Source organism: Glaciihabitans sp. GrIS 2.15, from assembly GCF_035984695.1.
GTDB lineage: Bacteria > Actinomycetota > Actinomycetes > Actinomycetales > Microbacteriaceae > Lacisediminihabitans.
The window spans coordinates 22002-44342 of sequence record NZ_JAXCHU010000017.1 but is presented as its reverse complement, the minus strand read 5'-3'; the positions used below and the strand labels follow the sequence as shown (position 1 = coordinate 44342).

General features: G+C 62.2%; 24 protein-coding genes and 1 pseudogene. 10 read left to right on the top strand and 15 right to left on the bottom strand.

The features are described 5' to 3' along the window. Window positions 1-27: 27 nt before the first annotated feature. Window positions 28-429, bottom strand: a complete 402-nt coding sequence (locus RCH11_RS16910; protein WP_327058194.1) for an IS3 family transposase — start codon at window positions 427-429, stop codon at window positions 28-30. Here RCH11_RS16910 and RCH11_RS16905 point away from each other — a divergent pair. Then, window positions 338-532: pseudogene (locus tag RCH11_RS16905) on the top strand (IS3 family transposase); the annotation flags it as partial. The gene RCH11_RS16910 and the pseudogene RCH11_RS16905 sit on opposite strands and share 92 nt — an antisense overlap. 164 nt (window positions 533-696) lie before the next feature. On the opposite strand, the gene RCH11_RS16900 reads toward RCH11_RS16905, so the two are convergent. Next, entirely contained in the window at window positions 697-1644 is a 948-nt protein-coding gene (locus RCH11_RS16900; RefSeq protein ID WP_327058193.1) for an MBL fold metallo-hydrolase, read from the bottom strand. Window positions 1645-1759: 115 nt separating this feature from the next. Here RCH11_RS16900 and RCH11_RS16895 point away from each other — a divergent pair, with 115 nt between their 5' ends. From RCH11_RS16895 to RCH11_RS16875, 5 genes are read left to right on the top strand one after another with little or no spacing between them, the layout of a single operon-like run. Continuing rightward, window positions 1760-2512, top strand: a complete 753-nt coding sequence (locus RCH11_RS16895; RefSeq protein WP_327058192.1) for a PIG-L deacetylase family protein — start codon at window positions 1760-1762, stop codon at window positions 2510-2512. Between the two features lie 2 nt (window positions 2513-2514). After that, window positions 2515-3210 (top strand): 4-carboxy-4-hydroxy-2-oxoadipate aldolase/oxaloacetate decarboxylase, encoded by a 696-nt coding sequence (locus tag RCH11_RS16890; RefSeq protein WP_327058191.1) that lies wholly within the window; start codon window positions 2515-2517, stop codon window positions 3208-3210. Further along, window positions 3210-3998 carry an NAD(P)-dependent oxidoreductase gene (locus tag RCH11_RS16885; protein ID WP_327058189.1) on the top strand — a complete coding sequence of 263 codons (789 nt, stop codon included), beginning with the start codon at window positions 3210-3212 and terminating at the stop codon, window positions 3996-3998. The genes RCH11_RS16890 and RCH11_RS16885 overlap by 1 nt, the downstream gene beginning before the upstream one ends. Further along, entirely contained in the window at window positions 3995-5092 is a 1098-nt protein-coding gene (locus RCH11_RS16880) for a 4-oxalomesaconate tautomerase (protein WP_327058188.1), read from the top strand. The genes RCH11_RS16885 and RCH11_RS16880 overlap by 4 nt, the downstream gene beginning before the upstream one ends. Beyond that, entirely contained in the window at window positions 5085-6071 is a 987-nt protein-coding gene (locus tag RCH11_RS16875) for a VOC family protein (protein WP_327058187.1), read from the top strand. The genes RCH11_RS16880 and RCH11_RS16875 overlap by 8 nt, the downstream gene beginning before the upstream one ends. Window positions 6072-6110: 39 nt before the next feature. Here the strand turns inward: RCH11_RS16875 and RCH11_RS16870 are convergent, their stop codons facing one another. Continuing rightward, window positions 6111-6767: a GntR family transcriptional regulator gene (locus RCH11_RS16870; protein ID WP_327058186.1), complete on the bottom strand. Its 657-nt coding sequence runs from the start codon at window positions 6765-6767 to the stop codon at window positions 6111-6113. A 371-nt stretch (window positions 6768-7138) separates the two neighbouring features. On the opposite strand from RCH11_RS16870, the gene RCH11_RS16865 reads away from it, so the two are divergent. Further along, window positions 7139-8686: an acyl-CoA synthetase gene (locus RCH11_RS16865; RefSeq protein ID WP_327058185.1), complete on the top strand. Its 1548-nt coding sequence runs from the start codon at window positions 7139-7141 to the stop codon at window positions 8684-8686. A 10-nt stretch (window positions 8687-8696) separates the two neighbouring features. On the opposite strand, the gene RCH11_RS16860 is transcribed toward RCH11_RS16865, so the two are convergent. From RCH11_RS16860 to RCH11_RS16830, 7 genes are all read right to left on the bottom strand, one after another. Continuing rightward, window positions 8697-9155 carry a MarR family winged helix-turn-helix transcriptional regulator gene (locus RCH11_RS16860; protein WP_327058184.1) on the bottom strand — a complete coding sequence of 153 codons (459 nt, stop codon included), beginning with the start codon at window positions 9153-9155 and terminating at the stop codon, window positions 8697-8699. Further along, on the bottom strand, window positions 9148-10158 hold the full coding sequence (locus tag RCH11_RS16855; RefSeq protein ID WP_327058183.1) for a branched-chain amino acid ABC transporter permease: 1011 nt from the start codon (window positions 10156-10158) through the stop codon (window positions 9148-9150). Before RCH11_RS16855 ends, RCH11_RS16860 begins: the two co-directional genes overlap by 8 nt. Further along, window positions 10155-11009 carry a branched-chain amino acid ABC transporter permease gene (locus RCH11_RS16850; RefSeq protein ID WP_327058182.1) on the bottom strand — a complete coding sequence of 285 codons (855 nt, stop codon included), beginning with the start codon at window positions 11007-11009 and terminating at the stop codon, window positions 10155-10157. Before RCH11_RS16850 ends, RCH11_RS16855 begins: the two co-directional genes overlap by 4 nt. Continuing rightward, window positions 11006-11689: an ABC transporter ATP-binding protein gene (locus RCH11_RS16845; RefSeq protein ID WP_327058181.1), complete on the bottom strand. Its 684-nt coding sequence runs from the start codon at window positions 11687-11689 to the stop codon at window positions 11006-11008. The genes RCH11_RS16850 and RCH11_RS16845 overlap by 4 nt, the downstream gene beginning before the upstream one ends. Then, window positions 11676-12446, bottom strand: a complete 771-nt coding sequence (locus tag RCH11_RS16840) for an ABC transporter ATP-binding protein (protein WP_327058180.1) — start codon at window positions 12444-12446, stop codon at window positions 11676-11678. The genes RCH11_RS16845 and RCH11_RS16840 overlap by 14 nt, the downstream gene beginning before the upstream one ends. A gap of 33 nt (window positions 12447-12479) precedes the next feature. Continuing rightward, window positions 12480-13691, bottom strand: a complete 1212-nt coding sequence (locus RCH11_RS16835; RefSeq protein ID WP_327058179.1) for an ABC transporter substrate-binding protein — start codon at window positions 13689-13691, stop codon at window positions 12480-12482. Between the two features lie 212 nt (window positions 13692-13903). Then, window positions 13904-14404, bottom strand: a complete 501-nt coding sequence (locus RCH11_RS16830) for a MarR family winged helix-turn-helix transcriptional regulator (RefSeq protein WP_327058178.1) — start codon at window positions 14402-14404, stop codon at window positions 13904-13906. Between the two features lie 159 nt (window positions 14405-14563). Between RCH11_RS16830 and RCH11_RS16825 the strand changes: the two genes are divergently transcribed. From RCH11_RS16825 to RCH11_RS16815, 3 genes are read left to right on the top strand one after another with little or no spacing between them, the layout of a single operon-like run. After that, complete coding sequence (locus tag RCH11_RS16825) at window positions 14564-15490, top strand: SDR family NAD(P)-dependent oxidoreductase (protein WP_327058177.1); 927 nt, start codon at window positions 14564-14566, stop codon at window positions 15488-15490. Window position 15491: 1 nt separating this feature from the next. Next, window positions 15492-16385 carry an amidohydrolase family protein gene (locus RCH11_RS16820; RefSeq protein ID WP_327058176.1) on the top strand — a complete coding sequence of 298 codons (894 nt, stop codon included), beginning with the start codon at window positions 15492-15494 and terminating at the stop codon, window positions 16383-16385. A 30-nt stretch (window positions 16386-16415) separates the two neighbouring features. Next, window positions 16416-16871, top strand: a complete 456-nt coding sequence (locus tag RCH11_RS16815; RefSeq protein WP_327058175.1) for a MaoC family dehydratase — start codon at window positions 16416-16418, stop codon at window positions 16869-16871. Window positions 16872-16956: 85 nt separating this feature from the next. On the opposite strand, the gene RCH11_RS16810 is transcribed toward RCH11_RS16815, so the two are convergent. The 5 genes from RCH11_RS16810 to RCH11_RS16790 form a co-directional block, all read right to left on the bottom strand. Then, window positions 16957-18426 carry an aldehyde dehydrogenase family protein gene (locus tag RCH11_RS16810; protein WP_327058174.1) on the bottom strand — a complete coding sequence of 490 codons (1470 nt, stop codon included), beginning with the start codon at window positions 18424-18426 and terminating at the stop codon, window positions 16957-16959. Between the two features lie 17 nt (window positions 18427-18443). Then, window positions 18444-19427 (bottom strand): amidohydrolase family protein, encoded by a 984-nt coding sequence (locus RCH11_RS16805; protein ID WP_327058173.1) that lies wholly within the window; start codon window positions 19425-19427, stop codon window positions 18444-18446. 18 nt (window positions 19428-19445) lie between these two features. Beyond that, the gene (locus RCH11_RS16800) at window positions 19446-20078 is read right to left on the bottom strand and encodes a quercetin 2,3-dioxygenase (protein ID WP_327058172.1); all 633 of its coding nucleotides are present in this window, start codon (window positions 20076-20078) and stop codon (window positions 19446-19448) included. A 35-nt stretch (window positions 20079-20113) separates the two neighbouring features. Then, on the bottom strand, window positions 20114-21154 hold the full coding sequence (locus RCH11_RS16795) for a carboxymuconolactone decarboxylase family protein (RefSeq protein ID WP_327058171.1): 1041 nt from the start codon (window positions 21152-21154) through the stop codon (window positions 20114-20116). A gap of 61 nt (window positions 21155-21215) precedes the next feature. Continuing rightward, window positions 21216-22301 carry a HoxN/HupN/NixA family nickel/cobalt transporter gene (locus tag RCH11_RS16790; protein ID WP_327058170.1) on the bottom strand — a complete coding sequence of 362 codons (1086 nt, stop codon included), beginning with the start codon at window positions 22299-22301 and terminating at the stop codon, window positions 21216-21218. Between the last annotated feature and the right edge of the window lie 40 nt (window positions 22302-22341).

Here is a 22341-nt window from a genome sequence, read left to right as displayed (position 1 = left end):
GGAAATACTCGGTGGCCCCACACCGCGCTACTGACCAGATCGACCAGTGGCCCCGAACGTCAATATCGGTGGCCCCCAAAAGCTCAAATACTCAGGTTTGGTGGAGGCTTCCGTTGACCCGTTCTCTCGGTCGAGGGACGGGGTTTGTGAGTAGTGGATGTCCTCTTTCTCGATAGGTGTGTTGTGGCCGAATTCGCCGTGGAGGCGGCGGCGGTTGAACAAGTCGATGTACTCGGCGACAGCGATCTCGAGATCGTCGATGCCTTTCCACTGGCCACGGTTACGGATCAGTTCGGCTTTGAAGAGCGAGTTGACAACTTTAGGAGCATCAATGCCACAATCGTTCTCCAGCCCGCTGCAGAAGAACCCCCTGGACCGCCGCTCCTGGGCAACCCAGGAGAAGTTGCGAATTGCAATCGTGACCTGCATCGAACGGACCTACCACCGACGCCGCAGGCAGGCCAGACTCGGCCGGTTTACCCCGATCGAATTCGAGGCCATCATGAACACGAAAGCCGCACTGGGTGCGTGACTAAAAGCCGTCCGCAACCCGTGCAGCAGACCCAAGGGATACGTCAGCGCAGCGACCTACACGACATTCAAGGAGAAAGGTCCCAAAGCTAATCACTTGACGTTGCACATATATATAGCGGTCAAAATATGTTGATCAAAGGGTATTGAGAAAGCGGAATGCTTTCATTCGCGGACATGGTCCAAATGTGAGACAAAATGCGCCAGCTGGGTCAGTGCGACACGTCGATGCCGCGAATCCAGTTCTATCCATGGACGACGCCAGCTGAGGGTGGCCGCCCGGTGCCACAGGGATATGGTCGGAGCATGATCGAGCGACGACCGAACCTCAGCCAGCCTGCGCAACAGGTGGGCGCGCTCTACTGCGATGCGCTCCTCGACCTCTATAAAAGGACGGCCATGACCGGGGGCGATCATCGCTGGCCCGATATTGCGCAGGCGCTCAAGCGAGGCCAATTGGTCGCCGAGTGGGTCGATTCCGAAGTCCGCGCCAATTCCAACTCCCACGTGCCGATGGGCGAGAAGATGGTCCCCGGACAGAAGCAACGAGTCGGCGGCAGCCAATAGCGCGAGCGACCCGGCGGTGTGTCCTGGCACACCGACTACCTGGAAGCGCTCATTTGAGAACGGCAGGAACTCGCCGTCGGTTACAAATAAAAGCTTTACGTCCTGCCAGTCCGGAAGCAGGTGAGGAGATCCGAGCATCGCCTTCGCCTGGTCCGTCGGCACGCCCCACTCGCGAAGCTTTCGACTCCTCTGCATTCGCCAGCTGTCGTCTCGAGAAGCCTTGATTTCGGCCGACTCCGCCGGATGGATGATGACTGGCACGTCGTACCTGCGCGCTAAAGCCGGGGCTCCCGCGGCGTGATCGCGGTGGGCATGTGTGACGAAGATCGAGGCGACTGCTGGCGAGCCTGCTGAGGTGAGGGCGCAGTCAACAGCGCCCCGGGCGAGAGAGGATGACTCGCCAGGATCCACGATCGTGACGCTGTCGTTCGCGTGCCGCAGTAGGTATCCACTCGTCTCCGGCTCCGAGCCATCGGTTATCGGGATGCGGATTCGCGTCACTCCGGAAGACAGTAGCGTCCGTCCTGGTTCCAGTTGAGATGCCATTATGGCGTCAACCCTAACGACTCGTGCCGATTTATAAGCATATTGTTGACAATGCTGTCGACATTGTTTAGCGTTACGAAGAACTCTTAGGCGTGTCAATGAGGAGACTTTCGAGATGAGCGGTCCACAAACAACACTCGCAATAACAGCTCACCCGGGAGACTTTGTGTGGCGGGCCGGTGGCGCGATCGCGCTTGCTGTCTCGCGAGGCGAACGCGCGCTCGTAGCGTGCCTGAGTTTCGGAGAACAGGGCGAATCTGCCTCTCAGTGGCTCGCAGGAAAAACCCTTGACGAGGTCAAGGCGGTGCGCCGTGCAGAAGGTGAAGCTGCCGCGGCTGCGTTAGGCGCCGAAATCCGCTTCTTCGATGCCGGCGACTACCCGCTGGAAGAAACGCCGCAGCTTTTGTCCAGCCTGGTCGATCTCTACCGGGAGCTCCAGCCGACGGTCGTACTCACTCACGCTCCGTTTGATCCCTACAATACCGACCACGGTCCGGCGGGTGATATCGCCCGCAAGGCCCGGATCCTGGCCCAAGCTGCCGGTGTGCCGAATAGCGACCGCAGCCTTCCGACCAAAGATGGCGTGCTTGCTGCTCCCCCGGTGTTCTGCTTCGAGCCGCACCAGAGCGAAGTAAGCCTGTTCAAGCCGGACGTGCTCCTCGACATCAGCCCCGTCTGGGACAAGAAGGTCGCAGCGATGAACGCCATGGGTGCACAGGGCCATCTCGTCGACTACTACACGGATCTTGGCAAGCGTCGCGGCAGCCAGGCGAAACGAAACAGCGGGCTCAATCTGGGTCTACCATCCAACACCTTCGGGGAAGCGTATATGCGCGTATACCCACAGGTCACCGACAGGCTGGACTAACGGTGGCCCGAAACATAGTCGTTCGCAACATTGTTCGCGCATCCCCCGAGGTCATCGCGGGCCTTCGCGAAGCCGGAGTCGCGACTGTGCACGAAGCGGCGGGACGGATCGGCCTGCTCGGAACGCGGATCGTACCAAGGATGCCCGGATCAACGATCGCTGGTAGCGCCGTGACCGTTTTGTCGCACCCGGGCGACAACCTGATGATCCACGCTGCCGTGGAGGTCTGCCAGCCCGGGGACATCCTCGTCGTGACCACGACAGCAGACTCCGAGCACGGGATGTTCGGCGACCTTCTCGCCACCTCCCTCAAAGCACGTGGTGTCATTGGCATGGTGACTGACGCGGGGGTGCGCGACATTGCGACGCTACGTCAGATGGATTTCCCGATCTGGTCACGTGCCGTCCATTCGCAGGGTACCGTCAAGGCGACTGCGGGCTCGGTGAACGTCCCGGTGATTGCCGCCAGCCAGTTGGTGAATGCGGGAGACGTGATCATTGCCGATGATGATGGTGTCGTAGCGATCCCCGTCTCCCTCGCCTCCCACGTTTTGGATGCCGCGACAAAACGCATAGCCAACGAGGAAGCAAAACGCGCGCAGTTCGAGCGGGGTGAGCTCGGCCTCGATCTGTATGACCTCCGCCCGCTGCTCGACCAGCTCGGCGTCGTCTACGTGGACGACATCGAGTCTGCCTGATGCCGCGGGTCGCTGTCCTCGGACTGGGCGAGGCGGGGTGCATCTATGCCACCGACCTCGCCAAGAACGCGGACGTGGTCGGATTCGACCCCGCGTGGAGGGGCGAGCCAGACGGTTTCAGCGTGGTTGCGACGGCGGCCGAGGCTGTCAGGGAATCGGACATCATTCTGGTCCTGACTTCCGGGCAGATCGCCATGCGGGTGTTCGACGACGTGGCTGAAAGCGTCCCCGCTGATGCGATATTCGCCGACCTTTCAAGTTCGAGTCCGATGCAAAAACTGGCGCTCTCCCGGCGGGCCGCTGATCTGGGATTTCGGTTCGCGGACGTGACTCTTCTCGCTCCGGTGCCGCGTGCACGACTCTCGACTCCGGCGCAAGCCTCGGGAACAGGAGCGGCGGACGCCGCTAAAATCCTCGCGCCGCTCGGCATGAAGATCGAGGCCGTCGGTGAAATCGCCGGCCAAGCGGCTGCACGCAAGCTCCTGCGAAGCATCGTCGTCAAGGGTATGACCGCGCTGCTTATCGAGGGGATGCGCACGGCGGAATCCCTTGAACTCGGCGACTGGTTCTCCGATCACATCGACGAGACCCTGACGCACCTCGATACGGCTTTCCTCCGCCGTCTTATTGAGGGGACCTCCGCACACAGCGAACGGCGGGTGCACGAGATGCTGGCCACGGTCGAGATGATCGAGGCAACGGGTGGTCGACCGATCATGGCCGAAGCCACAATCAGGGTGCTCGAGACGGTGAGCGAAGGCATCCCGCGCGGGGAAAGATTCCGATGACCCAGTTCGGCATCGACGGAGTAGCCAGCATGATGATGCGTGGCGGCACGTCAAAGGGGCTGTACTTCCTGAGCGAGGATCTTCCGCCGGACGAGGCCGAGAGAGACGACTTTCTCCTTCGCGTCATGGGGTCGCCAGATGACCGGCAGATCGATGGGCTCGGTGGCGCGCACCCACTCACCAGCAAGGTCGCCATTGTGGCGGCCTCGACCGAGCCCGGGTTCGACGTAGATTACCTCTTTCTGCAGGTGCAGGTCGACAAGCCCCTGGTGAGCAGCAACCAGACCTGCGGCAATCTGCTCGCCGGTGTCGGACCGTTCGCCATCGAGCGCGGAATCATCGCGGCGACGGGCGACACGACGGACGTTCGCATCCGCACGCTCAATCCCTCCGGCGGACTCACCATTGCGCGCGTCCCGACCCCGGGCCGGCGCGTCGACTACTCGGGCGATGCGATGATCTCAGGGGTCCCGTTCGCGGCAGCGGCGATACCGCTCGAATCGCCGACGCCCGAAGTGCAGCTGCTACCGACCGGCGCCGCACGCGATACCTTCGACGGCATCGAGGTCACCTGCGTGAACGCTGGGATGCCCGTCGTGCTCGTGCGAGCAGATACAGTCGGGATCACCGGCCTCGAGTCCCCGGCCGACCTGGAAACGGACGAAACCCTCAAGCGAATCATCGAGGGTATCCGGCTGAAGGCTGGTGTGGCGATGGGGCTCGGAGATGTAACGGACGACACGGTTCCGAAGATCTCAATTGTCGCGGCGCCCACCGAAGGGGGCAACCTCTCGACGCGAACATTCATCCCGCACCGAGTACACACCTCGATCGGTGTCGTCGGGGCGATCTCGGTTGCTGCCGGAGCGCTTATACCCGGCTCGGTCGCCGCCGACCTGCTCGAATTACCCGACGGTGAAACTCGCGTTCGTATCGAGCACCCGACCGGTTTCTTCGACGTCGACGTGGAACTCGACACCGCCATCAATCCACCGATCGTGCGTCGCAGCGCGGTCGTCCGCACCGTCCGCAAACTGTTCGACGGTCTCGTGTGGCCACGAACGACAACGGAAACGGAAGAACGCAATGACTGAACCCAACGTTGAGCCCGACAACCCGCCCATCGACTGGCCTCGCGATATCGCGCACGTCGGCCCTGTAGAGCTGTTCACGCCCACGCTCGAGGAGACTCGCGACTTTTTCGTCGACCTCATGGCGCTCAGTGAGGTCGGCAGGGACGACAGCAGCATCTACCTGCACAGCTGGGACGACTACGAGTCGTTCACGATCCGTATCATCGCTCGAGAAAAGGCGGGCATCGGACGAACCTACTTACGGGCCGCAAGTCCCCCCGCACTCGAGCGACTGGTATTACGCATTGTGGCCAGCGGCTACGGCGAGGGCTGGGTCGATGACATCCGCGGCCTCGGCGCCACGTTCCTGTTCACCGATCCTGACGGACACGCGATGGGCGTGTACTGGGAGGTCGAGCGATTCGTCGCAGATGACAGCAACCGGCCTGCTCTGAAGAACCAAGCGGCACGGTATCCGGGCCGCGGCGCGAACATCCGCCGACTCGATCACGTCAATTACCTCACCGGTGATGTTCCGTCGACCTCAGCCTTCTTGGTGAATGTGCTCGGCGCATGCTGCACCGAGCGCATCGCGAAAGCGGACGGGAGCGGATACTCGGGAGTGTGGTACTCCGTGACGAACAAGTCGTACGACCTCGTCTACACGGAGGACTGGGCAGGCGCCAACGGGCGCCTCCACCACCTCGCGTTCGCGACCGACAGCCGCGACGATATCCTCCGAGCGGCCGACGTGTTCCTCGAGGCAGGCGTGCACATCGAGACCGGCCCGCACAAGCACGCCATCCAGCAGACCTTCTTCCTGTACGTGTGGGAGCCCGGCGGAAACCGGATCGAGCTATGCAACGCCGGCGCTCGCCTCATCCTCGAACCCGACTGGAAAACCATTACCTGGACAGCCGAGGAGCGGGCGAAAGGGCAGGCCTGGGGCCTCCAGACCATCTCCACGTTCCACACCCATGGAACCCCGACTCTCGACTAATGCCACCTGTCAAGATGTGCCGTCGATCGGCTGGTCAATCTACCGGCGCTGCTGATTGAGCACTTCCGGCGGAAGCGGTAGCCGCAGGGTCGCAATAACGAACTCGAGGTGTGTGCGCATCAGTTGTTCCGCACGATCCGGATCGTGCGCGGCGATGGCATCGACGATCGCCCGATGCTCCTCGAACGACTTGCGGGGTCTGTCGGGTTGAAGGATGGTCCGGTAGTGATAGCGCACAAGGTGCGTATTGAGCCCACCGACCAGGCGCTCTGCAGTCGAATGCCGGGCGATCCGGATGATCGTCGAGTGCAGCTCGGCGTTGAGATCCGACGCTTCAATGAGATCTCCGGCATCCAACTTCTGCTGGATTGCGCCGAGCAGTTCGCGCAGGTGTTCGACATCCGTTTCTGTGCAAACGATTGCGGCTTTGCGGGCTGCGAGGCCTTCGAGCACGGCCCGGGTCTCGTAGATCTCCGTTGCCTCCAGTTCGCCGATGAGCCGAACCTTCGCGCCGTGGTTACGCTTGTGTTCGACGAGCCCCTCCTGCTCAAGCCGTACCAGCGCAGTTCGCACGGCGGTTCGGCTCGCGCCGAACCGAGCGGAGAGATCCGCCTCGACCAGCCGCTCGTTCGGATGCATCTCCCCACCGGCGATCGCGGCGCGAATCTGCTCGTACGCTACATCCTCGATAGCCAACTGGGTCCCCTCAGGCAGGTTTCGGCGACGATCCAATCTCAGCGACGCCGATAGATCACAAACTACCAATGCTCGTAGCCGAGGAGCAGGAAGTGAGCCGCATTTCGTCAGCGCGCTGCGCCACAAGCACCATGCGCATCATCATCGCGGTGTTCTCGGGTGGAACCACAAATGGTTGAGGCGTTGGTAGTGTCGCAACTGCGGCGCGACTGACCCGCTTGTACCTTCTCGGATCCAGAACGCAAGGGAATCACAACAGTTGGACAAATTAACTAAATCCCGTAATCTGAATACACTCGGTGTACCTTTTCCCGAGAACAATGACGTTCGAAGTTGCCTACGTGGTGCGCAGGTGAAGGGTGGCCGTTTCAATGCTGAACAACGGGATCGGTTCGTGGATCCATCGACGAGTTCTGGGATCCGGCGCTAAGCCAGCGGTCATCTTCGAAGGCCGCGCGCTGTCCTACCGTGAGTTGGACACCCGGATAACCGGGCTTGCGAATGCATTGCGCGAGCGCGGCATTCAGCAGGGCGACCGCATCGCCTATCTTGGCGACAACCATCCCGCTTTCCTGGAAACGCTCTTTGCGGCCGGGACACTTGGATGCGTTTTCGTGCCGATCAACACCCGGCTTGCCGAACCCGAGATTCGCCTCGCGCTTGCCGATTCAGGCTCCGTAGCGTTCCTTTTCTCTGAGGCTCTCGGCAATATCTCCCGGAAGGCTGCAGCTGGCGTCGGCGTCCAACTGCTGATCGAGATCGGCGGCCACCGTTCGCCCCTAGACAACGTGGTCGGCTACGAAAAACTCGTGTCCGTGGCGTCCACCTCCGTTGTTGACGTCGAGGTTGGCCTGGATGACGACGCTATGATCCTGTACACCTCCGGTACCACTGGGCGCCCGAAGGGCGCAGTCATTTCGCACGGTAACATGACATGGAGCTGCCTCAACGTCCTCGCCGAATACGACCTGGTCAGCAGCGATGTAGCTCTCATGATCTCGCCGCTGTTCCACGTCGCGTCACTAGGCATGGGTACCCTTCCCGCATTCCTCAAAGGTGCGACGGTCGTTCTGGAGTCCCGCTTCGACCCCGGCGTCGCCCTCGAACTGATTGAGCGTCACCGAGCTACGTGGATTAGTGGCGTGCCCACGACATTTCAGATGATGGCCGAGCATCCTGACTGGGCTCGACGTGACATCAGCTCCCTGCAGAAGCTCACCTGCGGGGGCTCGCCCGTTCCGCTGCGTGTCATCGATGCCTACCAAGATCGGGGCCTCTCCTTTACGGGTGGCTACGGGATGACAGAGGCCGGCCCCGGCGTGACCACTCTTCATCCGGAATGGACGCGCGAAAAAATCGGTTCGTCAGGGGTCCAACACTTCTTCACCCAGATGCGCATCGTCAACGACACCAGCGAACCTGTCGGCATCGGCGAGATGGGCGAGATTCAGATTTCCGGCCCCAACGTCATCCGACGGTACTGGGGCTTCCCCCAGCTCCCTCTCGAGTCGATCACCCCCGATGGCTGGTTCCGTACCGGCGACATGGGTTATCAGGACAGCGACGGATTCCTGTTTATCTCCGATCGACTGAAAGACATGATTATCTCCGGTGGCGAGAACGTCTATCCAGCAGAAGTCGAGAAGCTCATCATCGAGTTGCCCCAGGTCGGATCCGTTGCCGTCATTGGTGTTCCCGACGACAAATGGGGCGAGGTGCCCGTCGCGGTTGTCACTGCGCGTGACGGCGCAGTGGTGACGGCGGAAGATGTTCAACGCCACCTGGCGGGGAAGATCGCACGCTACAAGACACCGAAGTCGATCATCATCGTCGAGGAGCTTCCGCGGACAGCGAGCGGTAAGGTCCGCAAAGCCGTCCTGCGCGCCCAGTACAGTTCGCTGAGCACGCCCGCGAATTGACCGAAAGCAGTCAGCGCGGGCCGGTTCCGGTCAGCGCAACGCGACAGGCATGGAGACTGTGTCGAAGTCCCTCGATGTCCTGCTGCGAGAGCACGGAGATCATCTTGTCTTCGACCCCCGCAACCGGTTCACGCACCCCATCCAAAACTTTCTGCCCCTCCGAGGTGAGTGAGATCAGAACCTGTCGTCGATTGTTGGGGTCACGATCGCGATGGATGAGGCCCTGCTCTTCGAGCCCGGTGACGAGTTGAGCCATGGACTGTGCACGAACGAAGGAATTCCGTGCCAGTTCGGCCGCCGTTATCCCTGGGCGTCGCTCAAGGACCGTCAGGGAGGTGTACTGCGGAAGTGTCAGCCCCGCCGCGTTCACGACACCATCCATCTGGGAGCGGACAGCCGACTCGACCTGCTTAATCAGGTAAACGAGAGTTACGGCAGATGCTGCCGCCTCGGTGCGATCTTCAGGCATGCTGATCAGAATAGTCAGCTTGACTGCCTTTTACTCGCTTCGCCAGTCGCCGTTTCACGGCATCGCCCACCGTCGGCCATAGGCCGCGGGGCATGTAGAGCAGAAATAGAATGAGGATTATTGCATAGGCCGCGTACTGAAGGATCGTGCCGACGATGGGCGGCGTGCCCGGAACGTTGCTGATGGTGTTGAGCGCCTGGACGAGAACGGACACGAGGACCGTTCCGACCACACCGCCCCACAGCGTCCCGAGGCCTCCGATGACGGCCATGATCACGTAGGTAAACGACATGGACGGCGGGAACGATTCTGCGCTTACGTAGGGGATGAAGAACGCAGTGATGCCGCCAACGAGCCCCGCGCACCCCCCGGCGAGGGCGAAGACGGCGAGCTTGGTCCGAAGGACCGGAACACCGGATGACGCTGCTGCTGACTCGCTGCCCGCGACTGCTCGCACCCCGCGCCCGAACCTGCTCGAGATGACGTTGTGCGAGACGACCATTGTGATGGCGAGCACTGCGAGGGCAAGGTAGGCGAAGAACAGCTGGCCAGTCACTACGAGACTCCCGATGCCGAGACTAGGGATGCCGACGATACCCGCGCCGCCGCCCAGGATGGGGACCCCGCCCATCAAGGCGCCGACGAGCAGCAATACGGCGAGCGTTCCGAAGGCCAGGTAATGGCCACGAAGCCGCAGCAGCGGTAGCCCCAGAAGATAGGCGAGCCCGGCCGAAATGAGTGGTGCAGCTATGAGAGCAATAAGCGGCGGCACGTGGAGGCTGACCGTCGAGACGGCGACCGTTAGCGCACCAATTGCGACGAACGCACCCTGGCCGAGCGACGCCTGGCCCGCGTATCCCATGAACAGCGACAGACCGACCACGACGACAGCGGCGAGCACGGTCTGCACGTAGAAGGTTTCGTCGTTCAGGAACAGCGGGATGAGAATTGCGATGAGAGTAACCACCGCCGTCGGGATCGCTCGCTGGATAGACCGGTTCACTTTGCCTCCTCGGCGGAGAGGCTCTTGTGCCTCGCTATCATTACGACGAGCAGCATCACCAGGGCCGCAACCGTTTGGTATGAGCCGCCGAAGTAGCCGGCGACGAGTTGGCCGCTGATCCCCAGCACGAGGCCACCGACGACGGTGAGCCACGGGCTGGAAAGACCACCAAACACGGCCGCCGCGAATCCACCGAGCGCGAGCGGGAGATCAGACGAGAAAGAAATCGGACTGAACGGGGCGGTCACCACACCGGCCAGGCCGCCGAGCATCCCCGCGATCGCGAAGGCGATAAAGCCCATCCGGCGCGAATCGATTCCAACGAGCGCCGCTGCGCGGGGATTGGATGCGGCGGCTGTCATCCCCTTGCCGAGATAGGTGCGCCCGAAGAAGATGCCGAGCAGGATGAAGGCGACCACCGCGATCCCTGCCGTGAGCAGGCGCTGGTTCTCAATCGACGCACCGAGGATGACCGTCGTACCGCCGAGTCCCTCGGGCGCTATCGGCGACTGACCCCAGATCGTCACGAAGATTCCCTCGGAGAGGATTGACAGGCCGAGGGTGATGAGCAGTGCGGTGAGCGGTGGCGTTCCCTTTTTTCCAATGGTGACAAAGCCGAAGGCGAGGCCGATAAGGCCAGTCAGGACCACGGCGAGTACCTCGGCGAGCCCATGGGGGATCGAAAAGCTAAGGAACGAGTACGAGACGAGCCCCCCAAACACTGCAAGAGTTCCCTGCGTGAAGTTCACGACATGGGTTACCCGGTGGACTACGACGAACCCGCTGCCGACGAGTGCGTAGGTCGCACCGATCGTGATGCCGGAGGCTACGTAGATGAGCAGGGCGTTCACTTGGTTCTCTTTCGATCTGCCGAGGTTTCGATGCCACCGAGATAGGCCGCGCTGAGGTGTGGATCGGCCGCCAGGGTTGCGGAGGCTCCGGACGCGACGATCTTGCCCGCCTCAAGGACATACGCTCGCGCACACATCCGGAACGCTAGGTCCACCTCTTGCTCGATCAGCAGGATGGTCGTTCCGCGTGAGGCGTTGAGTTCGATCAGGTAGTTCGCGAGGTTGGCGACAACGAGTGGCGCCAAGCCAAGAGAGAGCTCGTCGACGAGCAGAAGGTCCGGGCCGGCCATGAGTGCCCGACCGACGGCGACCATTTGCTGCTGGCCGCCTGAGAGCGTGCCGGCCTTTTGGTCTTTCATTCGAGCCAGATCGGGCAGGAGTTCGTAAATGGCCGCTGGGTTGCGGTCCTTTACCCGCCAGGCACCGAGTCGCAGGTTGTCATCGACGGACATGTCGGCGAACATCTGCCGGCCCTCGGGTACCTGGGCGCTCGGGCCATCGACAGTGATCATCCCGGATGCGACGGGAATAACCCCGCTGATCGCGTTGACAATCGACGACTTGCCCGCGCCATTGGGCCCGACCAGGGCGACCATCTCGCCCTTCTCAACCGAGACGCTGACTCCGTCAACTGCGGTCGCGGTTCCGTAACGAATGACGACGTCCTCAAGAGTGAGCACGGGATACTTCCGTTCCGAGATAGGCGTCGATGACGCGCTGGTTACTGCGCACCTCATCGGGTGTGCCGTCGGCGATGACCTCACCCAGGTCGAGAACGGCGATGCGGGTCGCGAGCCTCATGACCATCGTGACATCGTGCTCGATAAGAACGATGGTCATCCCCTCGTCGTGCATCTGCGCGATGAGGTCGGAGAGGTCGCGGCGTTCGGCGGCGCGAAGGCCGGAAGCCGGCTCATCGAGCAGGAGAAGTTTGGGTGCTCCCGCGAGGGCGCGGGCGACTTGCACCCGGCGCTGCTGGCCAAGTGGCAGGGAGTCAGCGGGTCGATTTGCCCAGTCGGAGAGACCGACCCTCGCGAGAGCGGCGACCGCTCTCTCTTTGATGTCACGTTCCTCGCGACGCTGCGCGGGAAGCCGCAGGGCGGCCGCAAATGCTCCGGAACGTGTGATCGAGGTCGTTCCCACCATGACGTTCTCGAGCACCGTCATTCCGGGGAAAAGTCGTGCCCCTTGGAAGACGATAGCGATCCCGAGCCGCGCTCGACGATGTGTGGGGAGTCGTTCGACCCTCCCACCGTCAAAATCTATCGACCCGCGGAGGGGCTGGGTTTGCCCGCTGATGAGGTTCATGAGCGTGGATTTTCCGGCGCCGTTGGGGCCAATGATGCCCCGCAGCTCGCCCCGCTCGACAACGAGGCTGACATCTCGCACGGCGAATACCCCGCCGTAGGAGCGCGATAGTGCGGTGATGGAAAGCATCTGAGTCTCGTCGTCGAGTCGTGGAGATGGGTGTTACTTGGGCGGGTCGGCTGCGAACTGCTTCTTCGTGTACGGCGTAGCCACGAATTTGCCGTCTTGGATCTCAACGATCGCGATATCCGAGGCGTGGAGGCCCGAGTGGTCTGTCGCGGAGAACGTAAAGCGACCACCCACCGTCAGCGTGTTCAGCTTTTCGAGTGCGTTGCGGATGGAGGTACGGTCCGATGAGCCTGCGGACTTGATGGCGGCCGCCGCAAGCTGCACAGCCGTCGCGGCGTCGAAGGCGAACTGGGGAGGGAATGCTCCGCTGTGCCCCTTTTCCCACGCGGTGACGAACTTGCCGATTTCGGTCTTGTAGGCACCCGCGGGCATTGCCTCGTACGCCATTGCGCCGCCGCTTGAGAGCACGACGCCGTTGGAAGCTGTGCCGGTCGGCTTCGTGTAGAGCGATGATGCTTGCGCGCCACTCATGAACAGCTTGACGCCAGATCCCGCGATCTGCTTGGTGAGAATAGCCGGTCCGGCGCCCGGGCCCCAGACCATGAGCGCGTCGGCCCCGGACTGCTTGACGTGCGTGATGAGCGGCGTGAAGTCGGTTGCCGTGACGTCGAAGCCCTCGCTCAGCACGACCTGAATGCCCAGTTTCTTAGCGGCAGCGGCAGTTGCATTTGCGGCCGGCTGCATTGCGGAGCTTTGCGTGAGATAGGCGAGGGCCAGCTTCTTCACGCTGACCGACGCGAAGTACTTCGCGAGGACATCGCTCACTTTGGCCGTGGGAGCTGACACGCTGAAGGCGTACTTGTTACTGCCATTCGCGTACGAGTCGACCGGGCCAATAGCCAACATTGGTATGGCAGCCGTCTGGGCGCTCGGTCCTACCGCCGCGGAGTTTGCGGCGCTGACGGACGAGAGGATGATCGATGTCGACTTGTCGGCGGCCAGCTGGTTGAACAGCGTGACCGACTGGGTGACATCGGACTTATCGTCGTTGACGATGAGTGTGAGCTTACTTCCGTTTACGCCGCCGGTTGAGTTGATCGTCTGGATCATAAGTTGCGCAGCCTCTTGGGCGGGAACGCCCAGGCTGGACAGGTTGCCGGTCAGCGGGCTGAGCATGCCGATCTGGATCGGGCCCGAGCTGGCGGTGGAGCCCGTGCTGGTGGGGGAACCCGTGTTGGCCGAGCAGCCAGCGAGGGCGAGCGTGGCCGCCACGGCGACGACCCCCAGAATTTTTTTGTGCTTCATTGCAACTCCCATTTTTGCCTCGTTGAAAAGTTGGGTGGATCCTGCCCGGCCGCGCTAAGTCGGACACAAGCGACGGGGGAAACATCTCCTGCTGAGGCCACCTGATAGTCAGGCTGCCTGTCGGTCGATTATGAATGCAGGTAGCCTGATTGTCAAGGGACGGAAGACGAGGAGGATCCGCCGTCGATAAGGGCGGGGGGCGGGAAGAGCAGCTAGCTACCCTCATCGAAGGCGATGCGCCCTAGCAGGGTCCGTAGCTGCTCGCGCTCGTCGGCGCTCAGTGTGCGCAGGGAAATGTCGTCGGCCTGCTGGACCGCGACGGTCGCCCGGACGTAGAGCCGACGGCCCTCGGCAGTTGCGCTGATTATCTTGGATCGTCGGTCGCTGGGATCCGGGGCGCGCTTCAGTAGTTTTCGAGCCTCGAGGCCATCTACCAGCGCGACGATCTGGCTCGGATCGAGACTGAGAAACTCTGCGAGCTCACGCTGGGACGGACCCTTGCCGCTGCAAGCGAGCGCCAGGATCGAGTATGAGCGCACTTTGAGGTCGAGGGGAGCGAGCATTTCGTTGGCCCTTGCGCTTCCGAGAGATCTGGCGCGCGCAGCGAGAAACTCGATCTCGTTGACGAGATCAGTAGCGCGGAGGCGGATGTCGGGCGTCGCCGGATGAGCGCTGCGTATGGGTGCAGCTGGCCGACTAATCTCGTCCTCCATGCCGAAATCATATCGTCGAAGAATCTGGCACAGCGGACACCGCCGACAATTCGTAGGTGTTTATCTATTGTTGATCTTTTTAACTAATCGTGTTCTACTCGACTCTGTTCGCGCGAAACTCACGGCGCGATCCCTTTCTTATCAACGTCGAGGAGAACCATGAGCCTGGCAGGCAAAGTCGCGATTGTGACCGGAAGCGGCAGGGGGCTCGGCCTCGCTTACGCGCTCGAGCTCGCGGCTCAGGGCGCATCCGTCGTGGTCAACGATGTCGACGCTACGATCGCAGCGGAAGCAGTCCAGTCCGTGCGGGACGCCGGAGGGAACGCCGTTGCGCTCGTTGCACCGGTGGGCACCACTGAAACCGCGAAGGCCCTGGTCGCCGCGGCGGTGGAGAATTTTGGACGCCTCGACATACTTGTCACGAACGCCGGTGTTTTGCGCGACACCGTGGTCTGGAAAATGTCGGACGAAGATTTCGACACCGTCATCAACGTCCATCTCCGCGGGACCTTTGTCTGCGTTCGTGAGGCCGTCATCCAGTTCCGTGCACAGGGTGAGGGCGGGCGCATCATCTGCATAGGTTCGCCAACCGGCCAGCGCGGCAACTTCGGCCAGACGAACTACGCGGCTGCAAAGGCTGGCATCGTCGGGATGGTGCGAACCTGGGCGCTCGAGCTGAAGCGCGCCGGCATCCTCGTGAACGCGCTCATACCGGTGGCCGCTACGGCCATGACTGCAACCATCCCCTACTTTCAGAAAGCCGTCGAGGCTCAGGCAGCCGGAGAGCCCATTCCGAACTTCTTCCGTCACAAGCTTGGCTTTGGAACGGCCGCGGATGTCGCGGGAACGGTCGCCTTCCTCGCCTCGGACGCCAACACGGTTACCGGCCAAGTCATTGGCGTCGGTGGTGACCGGATTCAGCTGTGGTCGCACCCCGATGCGATAGCAAGCGAGTACAGCACCGGAGGTTGGAGCTACGACGAACTGATAGCGCAGTTCGACGACCTCTTCGGCGGCAAGCGCGAGACGGTCGGAGAAAGCTTCCCCGACGTTCCCGCCGACCTCGCACCGGTGCCAGCGTCCTGACATGGCCTATGAATATGGCCTGGCCGTCAACGACCTGATCGCCATCGACACGCACGTGCACATCGAGGTCGACGAATCAGGGCACAACGCACTCCCCCAGGTTCTAGTCGACGCCTCCAGCAAATACTTCAAAGCGAATGCCGATCGCCTGGGTCTCGACTCGATCGCAGAGCTTTACCGTGAGCGCAAGATCGCGGCAGTCGTGTTCACGGTGGATGCTGGCACCCGGCTGAAGCACGCCGCCAATAGCAGTGAGGAGCTTGCGCTCGGTGCCGCGCGCAACAACGACGTGCTCATCCCGTTCGGGTCTGTCGACCCCCACACGGGCGATGCCGCAATTACCCGCGCGAGGATGCTCGTCGAGGAGTACGGCGTGAAGGGCTTCAAGTTCCATCCGACCGTGCAGAACTTCAACCCATCGAGCGAGTGGCTTTACCCGCTATACAGTGAAATCCAGCGTCTCAGCGTTCCCGCGCTTTTTCACACCGGCCAGACCGGAATCGGAGCCGGGCTCCCCGGCGGTTTTGGGCTCAAGCTCGGGCTGTCGAATCCGATGCACCTTGACTCAGTCGCGGCGGACTTTCCCGACCTGCAGATCATCATGGCCCATCCATCTGTTCCTTGGCAGGACGAAGCGATCTCCATTGCAACCCACAAGGCAAACGTGTGGATCGATCTTTCCGGCTGGTCCCCGAAGTACTTTCCCGAGAGCCTCGTGCGGCAGGCGAACTCACTGCTGCAGGACAAGGTGCTGTTCGGGTCGGACTATCCCCTGATCCACCCCGATCGCTGGCTCGGCGACTTCGCCGCCCTTCCGTTGAAAGACGAAGTGCGCCCCAAAATCCTCAAAGCCAACGCGCTCAGGCTGCTCGGTCTTTCGTCAACTTCCGGCTGAGCCACATCTACCGCTAGTCAAGGAGCACCAATGAGTACGACAGAAATCGAATTCGCCGACATCGAAAACGTGAAAGGGAGAGACCTCGGCTTCACCGAATATCGTACGGTGACGCAGGAACAGGTCGACACCTTCGCCGATGCCACCGACGACCACCAGTGGATACACACCGACCCCGAGCGCGCCAAAAGCAGCCCGTTCGGCGGTCCCATCGCTCACGGATTCCTGACGCTATCGCTTGCGATCCCGTTCTGGACGGAACTGCTCGAGGTGAAAGGGGTGGCGACGAAAATCAATTACGGCCTGGATAAAGTACGGTTCCCGGCCCCGGTGCGCGTCGGCGCACGCATCCGAATGACTGCCACCGTCGCGGATGTCGTCATTCTGCAGGGCGGCGTGCAACTGTCTGTCGACCAGGTCATCGAGATCGAGGGCCAGCCAAAACCGGCCGTCGTGGCGCGCGGTCTCTACCGCTTTTACGCCTAGGAACCAAGGGATGCGGATGCCCCCGGGTCGCGAGATCCGGGGGCATCTCCGTCGGGCTCTGCGCTAGCGCCGAGCGGCTGAACGTTCAGCCGAGCGAGATGACGACGGACTTCGTTCGCGTGTATTCGTCGATGGCCTCGTGCCCGTTTTCGCGGCCATACCCCGAGCTCTTGACCCCACCGAACGGAACAGCAGGATCAAGCATCGCCCAGTCGTTGACCCAGACGATACCGGCCTCCAGCTGGGCGGCGACCCGATGAGCGCGCGCGATATTCGTCGTGTGTAGACCGGCAGCCAGGCCATACGGAGTGCCATTGGTCAACACGATCGCCTCAGCCTCGTCGCGGAATGTCTGCACCGTGATCACCGGACCGAAGATCTCCTCTTGGACGATGCGCGAGTCGTTGGCGACCCCTGTGATCACTGTCGGCAAGTAGTAAAAACCACCATTGAGCTCCAATCGCTCACCGCCGGTCAGGACCACTCCCCCTGACTCGATTCCGAGCGCGACATATTTCTCGACGTTGCGCACGTGTCGATCCGCCGCCATCGGCCCCATCCCGGTGTTCGGGTCAAAAGGGTCGCCAACCGGAACGTGAGCGAGTTCCGCGAGCAGAGCATCCACCACATCCTTCTCGATGCTCGCCTCAACCAGAAGCCTGGGGGCGCCCATGCAAAACTGCCCGGCGTTGAAGACCATGCCCTTGACGATCGAGGGGATCACGCGAGCCAGGTCTGCGTCGGCGAACACGATCTGCGCGCCATTACCGCCGAGCTCGAGGCTGATCGGCTTGAGACTCTGTCCGGCGCTCGAGGCGATGAGACGACCGACTGCGGTGGATCCGGTAAACGCGATCTTGTTGATATCAGGGTGACGAAGCATGGCTTCACCGAGCGCAGGTCGCCCTCCCGTGACCACGTTGACGACGCCAGCGGGTATGCCGGCCTCCTCGAAGATGGCGGCCATTGCGAGTGCTGAAAGCGGAGTGTCCGGTGCTGGCTTATGCACGACCGAATTGCCCGCAGCGAGGGCCGGGGCGAGCTTGTTCGAACTGAGGACGAGGGGGAAGTTGAACGGGGTTATCGCACCGACTACGCCGTGTGGCTCGCGGCGGGTATAGGCGAACGCGTTCATCGGGGTGTCGCGAACCGAACCGTCTATCGTCTGCGCGAGGGCGGAGCAGTACTCGAACTGGTCTGCGGAGTTCAGCACGTCGACGGGCCGACAGAACGTGACGGGCTTGCCAACATCCATGCTCTCAATGGCCACAAGCTCGTCGGCACGCTCGCGCATGAGGTCAGCTACCCTGTGCAGCGTCCGCGCTCTCTCCCGCGCGGGAAGGCGCGACCATGAGCCTCGCTCAAAGGCTGTGCGAGCGGCAGCCACCGCGGAATCGAGGTCGCTATCAGCAGCATCCGCCACGGTGCCGACCACAGTGGCGGTCGACGGGTCGATGACCTCCATTGTTGCCGAGCCCGCGGCCTCTCGCCACCCACCGTCGATATACAGCAGGCCGGGCTTCAGAACAGGGCGGACGAGAGCAGCTTCTGGCATGACGCGTACCTTTTTATCTAGTGTTTGTGGGCGAATTGCGGGAATAGGACCTCTGCCGTGTTTCGATCGAGGAGGCGGTGCGCCTCCGCATCCAAGATCTCCGACCGCTCATACGCCGCCACCTGCCCGAGTACCGTGGGTTCGACGGTGTAGGGCCAGTCGGTCCCGAACAGCAGTTTGTCCGGTCCAACGAGGCCGAGGACAGACAGGATCTGCCTCGGAAAGGGAAATCCGGCGATGTCGTAATAGAAGGACCGTAGCGTGCCGAGAAAGTCGACCTCGTTCGCCGGTGGCGGTAGGAGGCGGGAGCTGATCTCGGCGACGCGATCAGCGATCGAACTGAGAGCGCCGCCAGCGTGGGGCAGGACGACAGTGGCACCCGGGTGACGATCGAGAACTCCGGAGAGCACCAGGTTCGTCACCGCACGCGTCGTGTCGAGGGGGAACTCGAGGATGGGTGCGGGACGACCAAGTGTGAGCGCTTCGCCACACACTGGCGTAGTCGGGTGGATAAAAATCGTCGACTTTCGCGCAGCGACCGCTGCGATGAGGGGGTCCATGCGCGGGTCGCCGAGGTACATGCCATCGGTGTTGCTGAACAGTACAACGCCGACTGCGCCAAGTTCGTCAATGGCGTAGCTCACCTCAGCGACGGAGTGATCCACGTCGGGAAGCAGCGCCGAGGCGAAGAAACCGAAGCGGCCCGGATAGGCGGCTGAGATCCCGGCGCCAGTTTCATTCACACGGCGTGCTAGCTCGATCGCAGCCTGGTCGTTCCCGAAGTGGACACCCGGGCTCGAGATCGAAAGGATCGCAGTTTCGACACCCGCCCTATCCATGAAACGTAGGTGGTCCTCCGCGCTCCAGGCGGGCAGGCGTGGCATGCCATCCGGCTGGCTGTGGCCGGCGGCCGCGGCGGCCGCAGAATAAAAGTCCGGCAGGAAGTGCGCGTGGACATCGATGCGCCCCCGCCCGCTTGCCACGGCGTTGTCGTGGTTCATTCGGTGCGCCTCACTCGCTTAGTGATCGTGATCACCGTGTGAGTGGTTGTGACTGTCGTCACCGTGCGGATGTTCGTGCGGTTCGAACAACGACCCGTCGTTGGTCGGCATGGCGCCATACAGGCGCTTCGCCGCGATCACCTCATCCGGTGTGAGCTGACGATGTTCGGTCGACGGCAACTCGTACGCGGTCGCCGGGCTGCTGAGGGCTTCGAAGTACTTTTCGAAACCGCCGGGAGTCGTGATGAGCAAAAACTTCGCGGTCTCCGACGTCACGCGAAACTCGTGCCGTGTCGAATGCGGAACATAGGCGAATCCACCAGCGACGATGCCTTCGTACACCGTGTCGCCAACGGCGAAGTCCATCACACCCTCGAGCACGTAGAACGCTTCAGTGGTGTTCGAGTGGGTGTGTGCTGGAGCGGCGAACCCGCGCGGAGCGAGCTGCTCGACCACCGAGAACTGGCCGTTGGTATCGAGGGCACGAGCCTTCATGGTGAACAGCGCCTGCATAAACCAACTGGCCGGCCCGGCGCCTGCGGGCAACACGTAACCGGGCGCCAGTCCCTCGGGCGTCCCCCCGGAATGCGTGGTGGACACGGGATCATTGACATCGATTTCGACCGGGGGCTTCAAGTACGACAGGGTCATGGCTCCTCCTTTGGAGTCTGTTGGGGCGGTGGTTATTAGGCGGGCGATGCGGGGAGCAGGCCGTCCTCGATGAGGATTCGCTGCACATACTGCAGCGCACCGAATGCTCGCGGAAGTCCGGCGTAGAGCGCGAGATGCTGAAGCACTTCTTGGAGCTCCTGTACCTCGAGACCGTGTCGGAGACCGGCTCGCACATGGATGCCGATTTCGTGCTCGGCGCCGAGGGTGACGAGGGAAGCAATGGTGGCGAGCGAGCGGTCGCGGCGGCTTAGCTCGGGCCGCGTCCACACCTCGCCCCAGCAGTAACGCGTGAGGAAGTTTTGGAACGGTTCGGTGAATTCGGTGATGCCGGCGATCGTCCGATCGACGTGGGCATCGCCGAGCGCGACCCGCCGGCTCGCGTATCCAACCTCCAACGTCGCCGCAGATCCAAAATGTTCGAGCAGCAGGCGGGACAGGATGGCCGGCTGCTCCACCGCGACGAGGTGGGCGGCTCCCGGTACGACGACGATCCGGGCATCCGGGATTAGAGAGGCGAACGCGCGCACGGCATCGGCCGGCGCGAGGGGATCTTCGGCGCCCGCAACCACGAGAGTGAGCGCCGCGACGCGACCGAGGTCTTCGGCAAGAGCGCTGGAGTCGACTTCAGCGATCTCGCCCACGGTATCCATCTGCGCCTGAAGGCCGGCCACGAGAGCTGCATCCCTGCCAGCAAGGGCGGGCGTGATCCAAGTATCGACAGCCGAGCCACTGGAAACGCCCAGGGCCGAGCCAACGAGCGCGATGCGGCTCACGCGCCGCGGCTCGTGGATCGCGAGCCAGACGGCGGTGAGACCGCCGATACCGGCGCCTGCAATGTAGGCACGATCGATTGAGAGCTCGTCGAGCGCCGCGATGACCTGAGCGCCCAGCTCATCAAGCGTGCCGCCCTTCGGCGCGAGTGCGACGACGCGGAACTGCTCCGCAAGTGGGCTGACGACGGAGTCCCACGATGCTGCTGTGGCCCCGGCCGTTGCGAGGAGGATGAGAGCCTGTGCCCCATCGGGTCCGGTTATGGTCTCGGTGACGTTAGGCATGATTCTCTCCACAGCTCTGTGTTGGTCGCGTTTTCAGCGGTGTGTGTCTTAAACATACAGTTTACCTGTCAATCTGTAAACTGCGTGATCCGGCCCAACGGTTCTCGACGCGACCGAATTTCCACACGGCGACGGCAACAATCCAGGTAAGAACGAATAAAACGACCACGGCCACACCAAGGTCGCCGAGACTTACGCTCTCGACCCAGCGCCACAGCGGCCCGACAAGACCGAGCTGGCCACCGAGCAGTCCCAGGAGCTCCACCGTGCCGATACCGAGCGCGACAATCACGGACAGTCCGGTGACCGTCATGTTGTAGTAAACCTTCCGTACTGGCCGCGCCTGCGCCCAGCCGTAGACAAAATTCATCAACGAGCCGTCGAGCGCATCGAACAACGACATCCCGGCAGCGAAGAGTATGGGCAGGCAGAGCACCGCATACCACGGCAGTCCGCTCGTCGCACCAGCGCCCGCGAGCACCAGCAGGGCGACCTCTGTCGCGGTGTCGAAGCCGAGCCCGAAAAGAAGACCGATTCCGTACATCTGGCGTGGATTCTTGATGGAACGCATCAGGCGGCCCAGGAGCCTATTTGCAATGCCGCGTTTTTCCAGTTGTCCCTCGAGTGCCTGGGGATCGTAGCTGCCGGTTCGCATCCTCAGAAACACCTTGACAATGCCCACCAGCACGACGATGTTCACGGCCGCGAGAAGGTACAAGAATAGTCCCGAGACGATCGGCCCCACGATGCCCGTGACCTGATGGAGCACAGATCCACTGTCGTGAACGGATGTAACTAGCCCTCTCACCCCGAGCGACAGCAGGATGGTGAGCATGAGAACTACGCTCGAGTGTCCGAGCGAGAACCAGAATCCGACTGTCAGTGGTTTCTGCTTATCGGCGACGAGCTTTCTGGTTACCCCATCGATGGCCGCGATGTGGTCGGCGTCGAACGCGTGCCTCATACCGAGAGTGAAGGCAGTGATGCCGATGCCGACCCCGAACGTCTTAGTCCCGAACTGGAGGTGTGCCGGTACAACTGCAATGAGCAGGGTTCCCCAGCCGAGGACGCACAGCCCGAGGATAGTCGCCACCATTCCGAACACCCCCGTCGCTCCCCCACGATTGAGGCGAGGCATGGATCTCATCAGCGGGATCTTTCGGTCGGGGATCGTTGGCCCTCGGCAT

Bases quoted from the DNA above. Each gene is read 5' to 3' on its own strand.
- RCH11_RS16910 (WP_327058194.1), bottom strand. From the start codon at position 429: ATGCAGGTCACGATTGCAATTCGCAACTTCTCCTGGGTTGCCCAGGAG.
- RCH11_RS16900 (WP_327058193.1), bottom strand. From the start codon at position 1,644: ATGGCATCTCAACTGGAACCAGGACGGACGCTACTGTCTTCCGGAGTG.
- RCH11_RS16895 (WP_327058192.1), top strand. From the start codon at position 1,760: ATGAGCGGTCCACAAACAACACTCGCAATAACAGCTCACCCGGGAGAC.
- RCH11_RS16885 (WP_327058189.1), top strand. From the start codon at position 3,210: ATGCCGCGGGTCGCTGTCCTCGGACTGGGCGAGGCGGGGTGCATCTAT.
- RCH11_RS16880 (WP_327058188.1), top strand. From the start codon at position 3,995: ATGACCCAGTTCGGCATCGACGGAGTAGCCAGCATGATGATGCGTGGC.
- RCH11_RS16875 (WP_327058187.1), top strand. From the start codon at position 5,085: ATGACTGAACCCAACGTTGAGCCCGACAACCCGCCCATCGACTGGCCT.
- RCH11_RS16865 (WP_327058185.1), top strand. From the start codon at position 7,139: ATGCTGAACAACGGGATCGGTTCGTGGATCCATCGACGAGTTCTGGGA.
- RCH11_RS16860 (WP_327058184.1), bottom strand. From the start codon at position 9,155: ATGCCTGAAGATCGCACCGAGGCGGCAGCATCTGCCGTAACTCTCGTT.
- RCH11_RS16840 (WP_327058180.1), bottom strand. From the start codon at position 12,446: ATGCTTTCCATCACCGCACTATCGCGCTCCTACGGCGGGGTATTCGCC.
- RCH11_RS16835 (WP_327058179.1), bottom strand. From the start codon at position 13,691: ATGAAGCACAAAAAAATTCTGGGGGTCGTCGCCGTGGCGGCCACGCTC.
- RCH11_RS16830 (WP_327058178.1), bottom strand. From the start codon at position 14,404: ATGGAGGACGAGATTAGTCGGCCAGCTGCACCCATACGCAGCGCTCAT.
- RCH11_RS16825 (WP_327058177.1), top strand. From the start codon at position 14,564: ATGAGCCTGGCAGGCAAAGTCGCGATTGTGACCGGAAGCGGCAGGGGG.
- RCH11_RS16820 (WP_327058176.1), top strand. From the start codon at position 15,492: ATGGCCTATGAATATGGCCTGGCCGTCAACGACCTGATCGCCATCGAC.
- RCH11_RS16815 (WP_327058175.1), top strand. From the start codon at position 16,416: ATGAGTACGACAGAAATCGAATTCGCCGACATCGAAAACGTGAAAGGG.
- RCH11_RS16810 (WP_327058174.1), bottom strand. From the start codon at position 18,426: ATGCCAGAAGCTGCTCTCGTCCGCCCTGTTCTGAAGCCCGGCCTGCTG.
- RCH11_RS16805 (WP_327058173.1), bottom strand. From the start codon at position 19,427: ATGAACCACGACAACGCCGTGGCAAGCGGGCGGGGGCGCATCGATGTC.
- RCH11_RS16800 (WP_327058172.1), bottom strand. From the start codon at position 20,078: ATGACCCTGTCGTACTTGAAGCCCCCGGTCGAAATCGATGTCAATGAT.
- RCH11_RS16795 (WP_327058171.1), bottom strand. From the start codon at position 21,154: ATGCCTAACGTCACCGAGACCATAACCGGACCCGATGGGGCACAGGCT.
- RCH11_RS16790 (WP_327058170.1), bottom strand. From the start codon at position 22,301: ATGAGATCCATGCCTCGCCTCAATCGTGGGGGAGCGACGGGGGTGTTC.